General features: G+C 65.1%; 13 protein-coding genes and 1 tRNA gene. 13 read left to right on the top strand and 1 reads right to left on the bottom strand.

What is annotated here, in order from left to right:
* The first annotated feature begins 103 nt into the window (after positions 1-103).
* The 7 genes from ACG2LG_RS20595 to ACG2LG_RS20565 all read left to right on the top strand — a co-directional run bounded on the left by ACG2LG_RS20595 (position 104) and on the right by ACG2LG_RS20565 (position 5,680).
* Positions 104-1,057 carry a phosphotriesterase gene (locus ACG2LG_RS20595; protein WP_396262240.1) on the top strand — a complete coding sequence of 318 codons (954 nt, stop codon included), beginning with the start codon at positions 104-106 and terminating at the stop codon, positions 1,055-1,057.
* Entirely contained in the window at positions 1,054-2,136 is a 1,083-nt protein-coding gene (locus ACG2LG_RS20590; RefSeq protein WP_396262238.1) for a Gfo/Idh/MocA family protein, read from the top strand. Before ACG2LG_RS20595 ends, ACG2LG_RS20590 begins: the two co-directional genes overlap by 4 nt.
* Entirely contained in the window at positions 2,133-3,251 is a 1,119-nt protein-coding gene (locus ACG2LG_RS20585) for a Gfo/Idh/MocA family protein (RefSeq protein ID WP_396262236.1), read from the top strand. The genes ACG2LG_RS20590 and ACG2LG_RS20585 overlap by 4 nt, the downstream gene beginning before the upstream one ends.
* Positions 3,252-3,300: 49 nt before the next feature.
* Positions 3,301-4,098: a DUF1080 domain-containing protein gene (locus ACG2LG_RS20580; RefSeq protein WP_396262234.1), complete on the top strand. Its 798-nt coding sequence runs from the start codon at positions 3,301-3,303 to the stop codon at positions 4,096-4,098.
* A gap of 51 nt (positions 4,099-4,149) precedes the next feature.
* Positions 4,150-4,413 (top strand): hypothetical protein, encoded by a 264-nt coding sequence (locus tag ACG2LG_RS20575; RefSeq protein ID WP_396262232.1) that lies wholly within the window; start codon positions 4,150-4,152, stop codon positions 4,411-4,413.
* Entirely contained in the window at positions 4,410-4,595 is a 186-nt protein-coding gene (locus tag ACG2LG_RS20570) for a hypothetical protein (protein ID WP_396262231.1), read from the top strand. The genes ACG2LG_RS20575 and ACG2LG_RS20570 overlap by 4 nt, the downstream gene beginning before the upstream one ends.
* Positions 4,596-4,900: 305 nt before the next feature.
* Positions 4,901-5,680 carry a TrmH family RNA methyltransferase gene (locus ACG2LG_RS20565; RefSeq protein WP_396262229.1) on the top strand — a complete coding sequence of 260 codons (780 nt, stop codon included), beginning with the start codon at positions 4,901-4,903 and terminating at the stop codon, positions 5,678-5,680.
* Here the strand turns inward: ACG2LG_RS20565 and ACG2LG_RS20560 are convergent.
* On the bottom strand, positions 5,659-6,570 hold the full coding sequence (locus tag ACG2LG_RS20560) for a sugar phosphate nucleotidyltransferase (RefSeq protein ID WP_396262227.1): 912 nt from the start codon (positions 6,568-6,570) through the stop codon (positions 5,659-5,661). The two genes, ACG2LG_RS20565 and ACG2LG_RS20560, sit on opposite strands and share 22 nt — an antisense overlap.
* A gap of 118 nt (positions 6,571-6,688) precedes the next feature.
* Here ACG2LG_RS20560 and ACG2LG_RS20555 point away from each other — a divergent pair, with 118 nt between their 5' ends.
* The 6 genes from ACG2LG_RS20555 (at position 6,689) to ACG2LG_RS20530 (ending at position 11,529) form a co-directional block, all read left to right on the top strand.
* The gene (locus ACG2LG_RS20555) at positions 6,689-7,702 is read left to right on the top strand and encodes a thiamine pyrophosphate-dependent dehydrogenase E1 component subunit alpha (protein ID WP_396262226.1); all 1,014 of its coding nucleotides are present in this window, start codon (positions 6,689-6,691) and stop codon (positions 7,700-7,702) included.
* The gene (locus ACG2LG_RS20550) at positions 7,702-8,670 is read left to right on the top strand and encodes an alpha-ketoacid dehydrogenase subunit beta (RefSeq protein WP_396262224.1); all 969 of its coding nucleotides are present in this window, start codon (positions 7,702-7,704) and stop codon (positions 8,668-8,670) included. Before ACG2LG_RS20555 ends, ACG2LG_RS20550 begins: the two co-directional genes overlap by 1 nt.
* 154 nt (positions 8,671-8,824) lie before the next feature.
* Complete coding sequence (locus ACG2LG_RS20545; protein ID WP_396262223.1) at positions 8,825-10,057, top strand: dihydrolipoamide acetyltransferase family protein; 1,233 nt, start codon at positions 8,825-8,827, stop codon at positions 10,055-10,057.
* Positions 10,054-10,473, top strand: coding sequence for a secondary thiamine-phosphate synthase enzyme YjbQ (locus ACG2LG_RS20540; protein WP_396262221.1), 420 nt, complete (start codon positions 10,054-10,056; stop codon positions 10,471-10,473). The genes ACG2LG_RS20545 and ACG2LG_RS20540 overlap by 4 nt, the downstream gene beginning before the upstream one ends.
* Before the next feature lie 62 nt (positions 10,474-10,535).
* A tRNA-Thr gene (locus ACG2LG_RS20535) sits at positions 10,536-10,610 on the top strand.
* Positions 10,611-10,857: 247 nt separating this feature from the next.
* A complete protein-coding gene (locus tag ACG2LG_RS20530) occupies positions 10,858-11,529 on the top strand; it encodes a PEP-CTERM sorting domain-containing protein (protein WP_396262220.1) in 672 nt (223 codons plus the stop codon).
* Positions 11,530-11,710: the final 181 nt, after the last annotated feature.

Genomic DNA, 11,710 nt, shown 5'->3' with positions numbered 1-11,710 from the left:
CCTCGGTCACAAATCTCGATTTGCTCCCTCGTCACGCCTTGCATTTGGAAAAAATCTCTCGCGCGAAAGTCAACGCTCTTGCCGCGCGGGACACTAGCAGGCCATGATCCGCACCGTGCTCGGCGATATCGAAGCGGCAGACCTCGGGGTCTGCTACGCGCACGAGCACATCATCATCGACCCCGGTGTGGCGACTCTTCTTTGCGGTGGCATCGAGCTGCCCTCGGTCGACAACGGCATCGCGGAGCTCAAGCGTTTCCACGACGCCGGTGGCAGGGCGATGGTCGACTCAATGCCCTGCGACGCCGGGCGCAACGTCGGGAAGCTCGCGGCCGTTTCGCGCGGGTCGGGGGTCCACATCCTCTGTCCGACGGGGCTCCACCTTTCGAAGTACTACGATCCTAGTCACTGGGGTGGTCGCTACGACGTCGATCGGCTGGCCGGTCTCTTCATCGCCGACATCGAGGAGGGGATTGATCGCTTTGACTACTCCGGGCCGGTTGTCGAGCGCACCCCGCACAAGGCCGGGCTGATCAAGGTGGCGACCGAGGGTCCCGTGCTCACCGAACGCGCCGGGCGCATCTTCGAGGCGGCCGCGAGGGCGCAGCTCGCGACGGGTGTCGCCATCCTGACCCATACCGAGATGGGGGAGGGGGCGATCGAGCAGGTCGAAACCCTGACCCGCCACGGCGTGTCTCCCGACCGCATCGTGCTATCCCACACCGACCGCAAGCCCGACCCCGGCTACCACCGCGAGATCCTCTCGACCGGGGCGCGGGTCGAGTACGACAGCGCCTTCCGCTGGAAGACCGAAGACAACCCGACGCTGGATCTGCTCGAGCGCTTCCTCCCCGAATTTCCCGATCAGATCATGCTCGGCATGGACGCCGCGCGGCCGGATTACTGGGTGAGCTACGGTGGAGCACCCGGGCTCGACTTTTTGCTCACCACCTTCACCGCGATGATGCGGGAGCGCGGCATCGATGACGACGCCTGGGACCGCATTTTCCTCCGCACACCCGCGGTGGCCTACAACCGCAACCCCACGACCACATGAAAAAGAAATGGAGAATCGTCGGCATTGAGTTTTCGCACATGCACATGGGTGACCTATTGCGCTGCGTGGAGAACCATCCGAATGCCGAAATCGCCGGCATCTGCGACCCCGATCCCTCCCGCATGCAGGAGGCGCGGGAAAACTTCGGCCTCTCCGACGACCAGGTCTTCACCGACCACCAGGCCTGTCTCGAGGCGACCCGGCCCGACCTCGCCATCCTTTGCCCGCCGACGGCCGAGCATGCCGACTGGGTCGAGCGGGTCGCTCCCTATGGCGCGCACGTCTTCGTCGAGAAACCCTTCGCGGGTTCGGTCGCGGAGGCCGACCGGATGATCGCGGCGATGGCGAAAACCGGAAAGCAGCTCATCATCAACTGGCCGCTGCGCTGGGTGGCGAGCCACGTCACGGCACATCGCCTGATCCAGGAAGGAGTGATCGGCGAACTCATCGAGACGCACTACTACGACGGAAATCGCGGCCCGCTGTATCACGGTGCTGACAAGATCGAGAAGGAACCGACCGCCGAGGAAAAGCAGGCGGCGTGGTGGTATTCGAAGCAGGCCGGCGGGGGCTCGCTTCGCGACTACCTCGGCTACGGGGTCACGCTCGGCACGTGGTTCAACGGGGGGCGGCGACCCGACGAGATCACCGCGCTGGCCTCGGGCACTGCCGGGCTGGAGGTCGATGAGCACAGCATCACGATCGCCCGCTACGGCGAGCATCTGTCGAAATTCGAGACCCGCTGGGGGACCTTCAGCGACCCCTGGATTCACCAGCCCCAACCGAAATGCGGCTTCGTGTTGCGCGGCACCGAGGGCACGATCAGCAGCTACGACTACGAGCCGACCGTCCGCGTGCAGACCCGTGAACGGCCGGAGGGATATGAAATGCCCGCCGACGAATTGCCCGCCGACGCGGCCGACGGCATCGCCTACACCATTTCCCGGATCGAGAGCGGTCAACCGATCGACGGACCGCTGAGCCCGGAGGTTGCACGGATCGGGCAGGAGATGGTCGATGCCGCCATTCGCAGCCTCGAGAGCGGGCGGACGGTGAGTTTGGAAGGGGGCGTGGCATGAGCGACAAGGACGACGCCCGTGAACTCAAGGCCGCCGAGGTGGCGCGGGTCGCAGCCCCGGTTCTCGACTACCGCCCCCCGGTGCCCAAGGGACCTGTTCCGCCCATCGGACTGATCGGCTGCGGTGGCATCGCCCGCAATCATCTCGAGGCCTATCGTGACCGGGGATACGGGGTCGCGGTCTTGTGCGACATCAATCTCGAGGCCGCCCGCACCCTGCGTGACGAGTTTTTTCCCGGCGCCGACATCACCGACGAGACCTCCGAGGTGCTGGGTCGCAAGGATATCGGGGTCGTGGATCTGGCCACCCATCCGGACCACCGGCTCGCGCTCATCGAGCAGGCGCTGGAGGCCGGCAAGCATGTCCTCAGCCAGAAACCGTTCGTGACCGATCTGACCGAGGGCCGGAGGCTGGTCGAACTCGCCGAGCGGAAGGGCCTGAAGCTGGCCGTCAACCAGAATGGCCGCTGGGCGCCCTACGTCAGCTACCTGCGGCAGGCCGTCGCCGAGGGGCTCCTCGGTGACATTGCGAGTTGCGACATTCAGATCGCCTGGGACCACAGCTGGATCGAGGGCACCCGCTTCGAGGAGATCCACCACATCATTCTCTACGACTTCGCGATCCACTGGTTCGACATCACCCGCTGCGTCTTCGGAGGGGAGCAGGCGGTGGAGGTCTTTTCGCAGTTGCAGGCATCGCCGGGCCAGACCATCGCGCCACCGCTCAATGCGCAATCGGTCATCCGTTTCCAGAGCGGCGTCGCCTCGCTGGTCTTCCGTGGCCATACCGCGCACGCCCCGGGAGAAAGCATCGTGGTCACCGGCACCAAGGGGACCTTCCGCAGCTCCGGGGCGGTGTGCGGAAATGACGAGATCACCCTGATCACCGCCGAGGGTGAAGCCCGCGTCGAGTTGGAAGGGAAGTGGTTCAACGACGGCTTTGCCGGCGCCATGGGCGAGCTGCTCTGCGCGATCGAGGAGGGCCGGGAACCGGTCAATGCCGCGCGCACGAATCTGCCCAGCCTGCAGCTCTGCTTCGCCGCCGTCGCCAGTGCCGATTCCGGGCAGCCGGTTTGCCCGGAACAGGTGAAAGCTCTCCCGGTCGTTCATCCGTAGTCCCACTCACGATTCCGTTCCATTCCATCTCCTCTCCAAACCAGACATTATGAACCGTCATTCAACCCATCGCCTCGTGGCCCTGCTGGCCGTCTCCGCCCTCATGGGAGCTGCCGCTAAAGGAGCCGAAACGCCGAAACCCCAGGACAAGCCGGGCTACGACAAGACCCGGGACGTGGGGGCCCCCGCCCCCGATGGGGCCGACATCCCCTTCGATGGCACCATGGAGTCGGTGAAGAAGAACTGGCGGATGTGGCCGCAGACCGACATGGACATCACCTGGTCGATCGTGGACGACCCGTCCGGCGACGGCAAGGTGCTGATGACCAACGGCGGCAAGAAGTGGGGGACGCACGATCTGGTGACCAGGAAGAATTACACCGACTTCGAGGGTCACGTGGAGTTCGTGATGATGGGTGCGCGTGGCGACGACAGTGTCGAGGGTTACGCCAACAGCGGCGTCTATCTGCAGAACCGCTTCGAGATCCAGATCGAATCACCAAAGAAAAAGAAGGACATCGCCGATCCCTACAACTGGAAGATCGACCCCCACGGCATCGGAGCCTTCTGCATGGAGCACGTGCCGTCCACCAACGCGTGGCGCCCGAACGGCGAGTGGCAGTCGTTCCACTTCATTTTCAAGGCAGGCGAGTGGGATGGCGACAAGATGGTCGAGCCGGCCCGCGCGACCGTCTGGTGGAATGGCGTGAAGGTCCACGACAACGTGCCGCTCAAGCACGCCAACGGCGGTGAAAAGATCGGCCCGAGCCCCCAGGGCCTCAAGCTCCAGGAGCACGGCCAGGACGTTCGCTTCCGCAACATCTGGATGGTCGACAAGAGCAAGTAGGATGCGCCGGACGCGGTCGCAGAAGCCGCCGATTTCACGGTCCACGTCGAGATGGGGACGGTCCACCTCTACACCAAGCAGGGTGTGCTCTCGATGCCATATGAGATCCTCAAGGCGGACAAGGAAGCGGGCACGCTGACACTGCGAGCGGTTGGCCCGCCGGACGCGCCCAAGCCGCAACCGGTGACGATTGCAATCAAGGAGGGCCGGATCACCGTCCTGGGAGGCCAGGCCCCCTTTGTCCTGAAGAAGATCGACGAGGATGAATTCATGAAGCGCAAGGCGGCACTGCCTGCGAACAAGGTGGGTCCATGAGGATGCACGAGAAGCCGGTTTTTCTTTCAGTTGAAGACGTTCCGGCCTACCGGGCATGGCTGGAGGAGATCCGCGATGCGGGGAGGATCGAATTCAGTACTCAGCTCGAGCCGGACGTCGCAGCCCAACGCGGACATGATTTCACCCTCGGTGGCTTGAAGCAGCCGGCAAAGACCGAATGAGGCTCCGGGGAAAGCCATCCCCGGAGAGGAAGGAAACCGCTGTGCCGTCCCCGGCGTCGTGAGCCACGTTCCGGTGTCTCAACAGGTGGGGCGGCTGGCCGGCTTCAGGCCTTCCTGAAAAGGCGTGACCATCCGTCGGATCCAGCGGGTTGCCCCTATTTAATAGAGTCGGTCCGGGCACTTTGCCGTAATGGACGAACACAGCAGTCGGAGGGATTCTTCGTCCGGAAGCTTCGCCTTGGCAAAGGAAATCGGTCACAATTCCGACATCGCGCAGGGTGCCGCCGATTGCTATCGAATCGCCCGTGGAAACCGCATGGCTTGAGGTGCTCCGGGTGCAGATCCGCCAGCGACGCGATCCGTGGGTGGTGCTGGAAGGTCGGCATTCGGTCGAGGGGGCGCTCGGCGGTTGGTGGGATGTGGCCGGGGTGCTGGCAGGCGAGGAATGTGCCTGGGAGCCGCCGGATTGGAGTGGCCTGGACCTGCTGAGAAGGCCGCGGGAGGAACTCGAGGACATCGCGGGCGACGCGTTTCATCGCGGAGTCGTCGGTCTCGCCCGCCAGCCCGAGGAGACCGGTGATGTCGCCTCCCTCCTCGTCGAGCTTCCGGGCGATGCCCTGATCGTGGTCTGCCCGATGCTGGCGGACGCGGCCCATGCCGGGGCGGTGCTCCGGAACGCCGCCGCCCTGGGAGCCGGGGCGGTGATCTTCGGGGCGGAAGGGGTTTCGCCCTTCGAGCGGGAGTCGGTGCGGGCTTCGGACGGCGCGCTCTTCCGGCTGCCGGTGCGGGTGGCCGATGGCGGTCAGGTGCTTCGCTGCCTGAAGGCGGGCGGTTTTTCGCTGGTGGGAACCGGCTGCGGGGAAAGGGCCGCGGAGGTGGCCGGCTACGACCCGCCCGAGGGACGCGTGGCGCTGGTGATCGGTCCAGAGCCCGACGGGCTGAGCTCCTTCTGGCAAGCGGCGTGCGACGACATTTTGAAAATCCCGATGGCCTCGGGAATGGGCTCGCTCAATGCCGTCGCCGCCAGTGCGGTCCTGCTGTGGGAGATCGGACGGCGGCGCGGTCAGGAAAGCGGCGACGGATAGACGCCCTCCTCGACGAGCTTCGCGATCGATTCGACGACGTGCGGCTTGTCCTCTGCATAGGTCACGCCGAACCAGTTGGCCGTCGTGTCGAGCACGACACAGTCCGCCTGGTCCCGGCCGATGAGGTCGTCGACCACCGTGGGGATGTAGCACTCGGATTTCATTTCGCTGCCTTTTTTCCGGAGGAATGCGGTGAAGTGGCCCTCGAGCTGGGTGAAGAATTCCCGGGTGAAGCCCCAGAAGTTCATCGACACCGGGCTGGCGTCGGAAATCTCGGTGCCCGAGCCATCGATGCGGGTGCCGCGCACCATCCCGTCGTCACCGCGGGCGATGTCCACGACTTCCTCGACATCGGCCAGCAGGTTGCCGTCGCCGGTCCGGCAGATGCCGCGGTTCACGGAGCCGTGATCCGAAAGGGTGTTGCGCAGCGGATAGCCGACCATCGAGTAGTGGGGCTTGCCGTCGTCGGTCGGGAGCCCCTCGAACCACCGCGCGATCACCTGGTAGGCGTCCGCCCCGTAGAAATCGTCGGCATTCACCACGGCAAAGGGGCCGTCGATGACGTGGCGGGCCGCACGAACGGCGTGGGCGGTGCCCCAGGGTTTTTCGCGCCCTTCCGGGACGCTGAAACCAGCGGGCAGGTCGTCGAGCTTCTGGAAGGCGTAGTCGACCTCGATCCGGTCGGAAAAGCGGGCGCCGACCCCTTCGCGGAAGGCCTCGGCGAAGTCCTCGCGGATGACGAAGACGACCTTGCCGAAACCGGCGCGGATGGCGTCGAAAACCGAGTAATCGAGGACGGTTTCACCGTTCGGCCCCATCGGGTCCATCTGCTTGAGGCCGCCGTAGCGGGAGCCCATGCCGGCGGCGAGTACGAGAAGGGAGGGTTTCATGAAGGGAATGGGGCTCTTTCGTGGCCCGGGGGGTTATGGCGGGGGTGGGCGATGCTTGTCCAGTCTGAGCCGTCAATCCGCCTTGCGGGCGGGTCGGGGGTGCCGTTAGCCTGCGTCCGTGGCCGACGATGTTCCGACGCTTTCCTCCGAGAGGGATCATGCTCGCAAGGTTTACCGGGCGATGCTGGAGGCGCGCCACCTGGAAGCGAAGCTCGCCAGTCTCTACAAGGCCGGCAAGATCGTCGGTGGCGTCTATCTTGGGAAAGGCCAGGAGGCGCTGAGTGCCTCGCTCGGGGCCTGCCTCGAATGGGGTCGCGATATTTTCGCCCCCCTGATCCGCGACCAGGGCGGTCGGACGGCGTTCGGCGAACCCATTCTCGACTGTACCCGGACCTACCTCGGCTCCGCCGCGGGACCGATGCGGGGAAGGGATGGCAACATCCACCGCGGACGCCCGACGGAAGGCCTGCTGGCGATGATCTCACATCTGGGGACTTCGGTCTCGGTCGTTTCCGGGATGCTGCTCGCCCGGCGCCTGCAGGGGACCCTCGATGGCGTCGTCGGCGCGACCAGCATCGGCGATGGCGGGACCTCGACCGGGTCCTTCCACGAGGGTTTGAATGCCGCCGCCGTGGAGCGCCTGCCGCTGGTGGTGGCGGTCGCCAACAACCAGTTTGCCTACTCGACGCCGACCGACCGTCAATTTGCCTGTGCGGATCTGCTCGACCGCGCGGCGGGCTACGGCGTGGAGGGCCGCGAGGTGGACGGCACCGATTTCCTCGAATGCGTGCGCACGATGGCCGGGGCGGTCCAACGGGCGCGCCAGGGCGGGGGACCGCAGATGGTGGTCGCCCGGTTGCTGCGCCTGAGCGGTCACGGCGAGCACGACGATGCCAGCTACGTGCCGGAAGACGTCCGCGCCGGTCGATTCGGGCGCGATTGCATGGAAGTCGCCCATCAGCAGATGATCGAGAGCGGCTACGCCGATGAGGCGGAGATCGCCGGGTGGCGGTCGGAGATCGTCGATCGCGTGCAGGAGGCGCTGGCCACGGCCACGCGCGAACACGGCCCCAATCCCTGGGACGAGCGCTGGGAGGCGCGGGCCACCAACCTTCTTACCGTCGTCGACTGATGAGCATGACCTACGTCGATGCCATTCGCGAGGCCCAGGATCACCTCCTGCGCGATGACCCGCGTGTCTTCCTCTACGGCCAGGACATCAGCCATTTCGGGGGTGCGTTCAAGGCCACCAAGGGGCTATCGGAAGCCTATCCCGGCCGGGTGCTCGACTCGCCGATCAGCGAGGACGCGATGATCGGCATGGCGGTGGGCGCGGCGATCGAAGGCATGCGCCCGATCGTCGAGATGCAGTTCGCGGATTTTTCCTCGGTTGGCTTCAATCAGATCGTCAACCAGGCGGGCACGCACTTCTACCGGACCGGCGTGCCGGTGCCGATCACCGTGCGCCTGCCCTCGGGCGGCACGCCGGGGTCGGGCCCGTTCCACAGCCAGAGCATGGAGGCCATCTACTCGCACTACCCCGGTGTGGTCGTGGTGACACCGGCGACCGTGTCGGACGCGTATCACATGCTCATCCAGTCGGTCTCGGTCGACGACCCGGTCATCTACTGCGAGCACAAGTTCCTCTACCGCTGGCTCAAGTCTCCGGGCATCAATGGCGACGGATTGCCGCTCGGCGCGGCGCGGATCACGCGTCCGGGAAAGCACGCGACGATCGTGACCTACAGCGCGATGGTTCACGAGGCGGTGCGGGCGGCGGATCGCCTGCAGCAGGAAAGTGGATGGGAGATCGAAGTGGTCGACCTGCGGACCGTGAAGCCGCTCGACATGGACACGGTGCTCGCCAGCGTCGCCCGCACGGGCCGTCTGCTCGCCCTCGGCGAAGCGTTCCCCTGGGGTGGTGTGACCGCCGAGGTGGTGTCCCGGGTATCCGACGAAGGTTTCCACCTCCTCGATGCGCCGCCGAAGCGCTTCAACTCCCGCGACACGCCGGTTCCCTACCATCCCGACCTGTGGGCGGCGCATCGGCCTACGCCCGAAACGATCTGCCTGGCGATGAAGGAGCTGCTTTCCTACTGAGTGATGATTTTCCGCGTGATCCAGCCAAGCTACGGTCCGACAGGCCGGCCGACGCCCGAGACCATCTGCCTCGCCATGAAGGAGTTGCTATCGTATTAGGGTCGGTGCCGCCGGCATTTCGTCATTCGACATTTTTCATTCGACATTCAACCCCATGCCCACCGTCCCGATTCTCATGCCCCAACTCGGCGAGTCGATCGCCGAGGCGACCATCATCCGGTTCGACATCGAACCCGGCCAGCAGGTGCAGGCCGACCAGGAGGTCATCGAGGTCGAGACCCAGAAGGCGACGATGGGAGTCACGACCCTCTGCGAAGGCACGGTGAAGGAGATCTGTGTCGAGGAGGGCGAGACCTATGCGGTCGGCACCACGCTCGGCCTGCTCGAGGTGACCGAGGAAGAGGTGGCGAAGACCGGCGTCGAGACGCTCGAATCGGCCGCCGAGAAGCGCAGCGCCGCCAGCGGACCCCGGGACGAGGAGAAGAACCTCCACTTCGCCGTCGACGACGACAGCTACGAGGAGCGCGCGCCGGTGGTCGAGCCCAGCGTGCGCGGGCTTCCGGTGCCGGCCGGTGTGAAGGGCGCCCACTACATCTCGCCGCGGATGAAGGCCCGCATGGACGAGATGGGTCTGCGCGAGGCCGACATCTCCGCGATTGTCGGCACGGGGGCAGGCGGCCGGGTCACGGTCGAGGACCTCGAGAAGTTCATCGACTACATCGACACCTGGCCGAGCAGTCACGCCTCGCCGATGCGCCTGGCCGTGGCCGATGCGATGCGCCGCAGTTGGACGCGCCCGCTGGCGACCGTCAGCCGCCCCGTCTTCCTCGACCGCGTGCTCGACCACCGTCGTCAGCAGGACCCGAAGCCGGGCCTCACCCTTTATGTCCTGCGGGCCTTTGCCATCGCGCTTTCCGAGGACCCGCGCAGCGCCGGGTATCTGATCGGCGAGCGCATCGTGCACCCCCGGGCCTTTGACATCGGCGTGGCGGTGCAGGTGGACGACGGCGTGATGGTGCCGGTGCTGCGCAATGTCGATACGATGACGCTGCCGCAGCTCACCAACAACTACGCGGAGATGGTCGATCGGGCCCGCCGTCGCCGCCTCAGTGAGGAGGACACCAGCGCCGGCATCGCCACCGTCACCAATTTTGGCACCTTCGGCCTGACCCACGGCACCCCGATTCCGCTGCCCAACGAGACGCTGATTCTCGGTCTGGCGGCGGGCGAGAAGAAGCCGGTGTGGAGTTCCGAGGTCGAGGCCTTCGTGCCCGCCACGGTCGCCGAGATCGCCGTGACCTTCGACCACCGGGTGGTGGACGGGGGCGGCGCCGGATTACTGCTCGCCAGAATTTCCGAACTCCTGCAAACTCCCGAGAAGCTATGAATGCCCACAGCGGAATCTTCTCCGTGCGGACGCAGGGGAAGGGCACCTCGGAGATCACCTCGGAGGTCGCCACCATCGTTCACGAAAGCGGCATCCGCAGCGGGACGGTGACCGTGTTCGTCCAGCACACCTCGGCCAGTCTGGTGATCATGGAAAACGCCGACCCCACCGCGCGGACCGATCTGGAAAATTTCTTCGAGCACCTGGTCCCGGAGGATACGCCGTATTTCGTCCACACGCTTGAGGGGCCCGACGACATGCCAAGCCACGTCCGCATGGCGCTCACCCGGACCAGCGAGGTGATTCCCGTCATCGATGGGCGGATGGCGCTTGGCACGTGGCAGGGGATTTTCCTCTTCGAGCACCGCCGCGCCCCGCATGAGCGCCGGGTGGTGGTGAGCGTGGTCGGGGCGTGAAGGATTTGCTTTACCGCGGGCGGGCCCTCTGGTTCAGTCCCGCCCGCCCGCTGTTGGCGAAAGCCGCTGTAGCTCAGGGGTAGAGCAGGTCATTCGTAATGATCAGGTCGTCGGTTCAAATCCGACCAGCGGCTCCAGCCTGTTTGACCCCAGCCGGTTGCAGCGGTGGCTGTTGGCCTCGCGAGCGACCGGTCGACCTTGGGTATTGCTGCGCCTGATCGACATCTACCGCGAGCGATTCCTTGACTGGCCTCCTCAGCAAACCGGTTCTTTCTGATTTGTTCGCCGGAAATTTGATCTGATCCTCGGACCCTGATTCCAGCGTTGGTAAGAAGACAAATGTCGGCGCAGGTATCTAATTGGTGAGACAAAAGCAGTAGAACTATGAAGACGTTGATTGCCGTCGCGGCATTCGGATCAATCACCCTCGCGGCCCCTGCTGCGTTGGTGGTGGTCGATAATTTCATCGGCGAACCCAACGGAGACACCGCGGGAGCTGTGGCGGCCTTCGCAGTACAGTCTTTTACCCCGAACGTTGCGGGTCCGGGCGCGACCGACACCGTGGCGGCGAACGCCCCCTTGCCGAGCACCGTGTATCTGCAGTCGGCTACCTTTCTCAGGGCAGTCACCGGGGTCGAGACGGCGGGACAGCTGTATCTGAATGTCTATCAGGGCAACGACGGCGACGATGGGACCTTTCTCGGCTCATCCATCAATTCCATCGATGTGAACTCCGCGACCGCGCTGTCGTCGCTGGTCTGGAACTTCGATAACATCGCACTCGATTCCTCTCTGGAGACGGCACTTGTCTGGTCTACGACCAACACGGCGGGTACTTCGGTACTCGCCCGCATCCAGGTTGCACGTGACAGCGCTGGAAATTTCGGAGACTCCTACACCGCCGGGACGGCCGACAACAACGCTGACAACAGCTCGCCGCCATCCTTCGATGCGCGCTTTGCGGTGCAGTTCAGCACCGTCCCCGAACCCTCGTCGTCGGTTTCCCTGCTCGCTTCCATGGCGCTGTTGGTTCTGATACGGCGCCGCAGGGGCTGAGCAATCCTTGGCTGATGCCGTCGTCCGACAGCCTTAAGTGGGCTCTCGGCCCGGGGTTTTTCTTCCGCGCAGAATGTCGATGCAGACCTTGGTGTCGAGGATTCGCTTCGAAGCCGCCTTCCGGCCAGTTGATCCGGGTGACTTCCTCGATGCCTGCATGCCGACTAGCAGAACCGCGATG

The sequence above is a fragment of the Haloferula sp. A504 genome, from assembly GCF_044385805.1.
GTDB lineage: Bacteria > Verrucomicrobiota > Verrucomicrobiia > Verrucomicrobiales > Akkermansiaceae > Haloferula.
This window is presented reverse-complemented; position numbering and strand designations above follow the sequence as displayed.

Bases quoted from the DNA above. Each gene is read 5' to 3' on its own strand.
- ACG2LG_RS20595 (WP_396262240.1), top strand. From the start codon at position 104: ATGATCCGCACCGTGCTCGGCGATATCGAAGCGGCAGACCTCGGGGTC.
- ACG2LG_RS20590 (WP_396262238.1), top strand. From the start codon at position 1,054: ATGAAAAAGAAATGGAGAATCGTCGGCATTGAGTTTTCGCACATGCAC.
- ACG2LG_RS20585 (WP_396262236.1), top strand. From the start codon at position 2,133: ATGAGCGACAAGGACGACGCCCGTGAACTCAAGGCCGCCGAGGTGGCG.
- ACG2LG_RS20580 (WP_396262234.1), top strand. From the start codon at position 3,301: ATGAACCGTCATTCAACCCATCGCCTCGTGGCCCTGCTGGCCGTCTCC.
- ACG2LG_RS20575 (WP_396262232.1), top strand. From the start codon at position 4,150: ATGGGGACGGTCCACCTCTACACCAAGCAGGGTGTGCTCTCGATGCCA.
- ACG2LG_RS20570 (WP_396262231.1), top strand. From the start codon at position 4,410: ATGAGGATGCACGAGAAGCCGGTTTTTCTTTCAGTTGAAGACGTTCCG.
- ACG2LG_RS20560 (WP_396262227.1), bottom strand. From the start codon at position 6,570: ATGAAACCCTCCCTTCTCGTACTCGCCGCCGGCATGGGCTCCCGCTAC.
- ACG2LG_RS20550 (WP_396262224.1), top strand. From the start codon at position 7,702: ATGAGCATGACCTACGTCGATGCCATTCGCGAGGCCCAGGATCACCTC.
- ACG2LG_RS20545 (WP_396262223.1), top strand. From the start codon at position 8,825: ATGCCCACCGTCCCGATTCTCATGCCCCAACTCGGCGAGTCGATCGCC.
- ACG2LG_RS20540 (WP_396262221.1), top strand. From the start codon at position 10,054: ATGAATGCCCACAGCGGAATCTTCTCCGTGCGGACGCAGGGGAAGGGC.
- ACG2LG_RS20530 (WP_396262220.1), top strand. From the start codon at position 10,858: ATGAAGACGTTGATTGCCGTCGCGGCATTCGGATCAATCACCCTCGCG.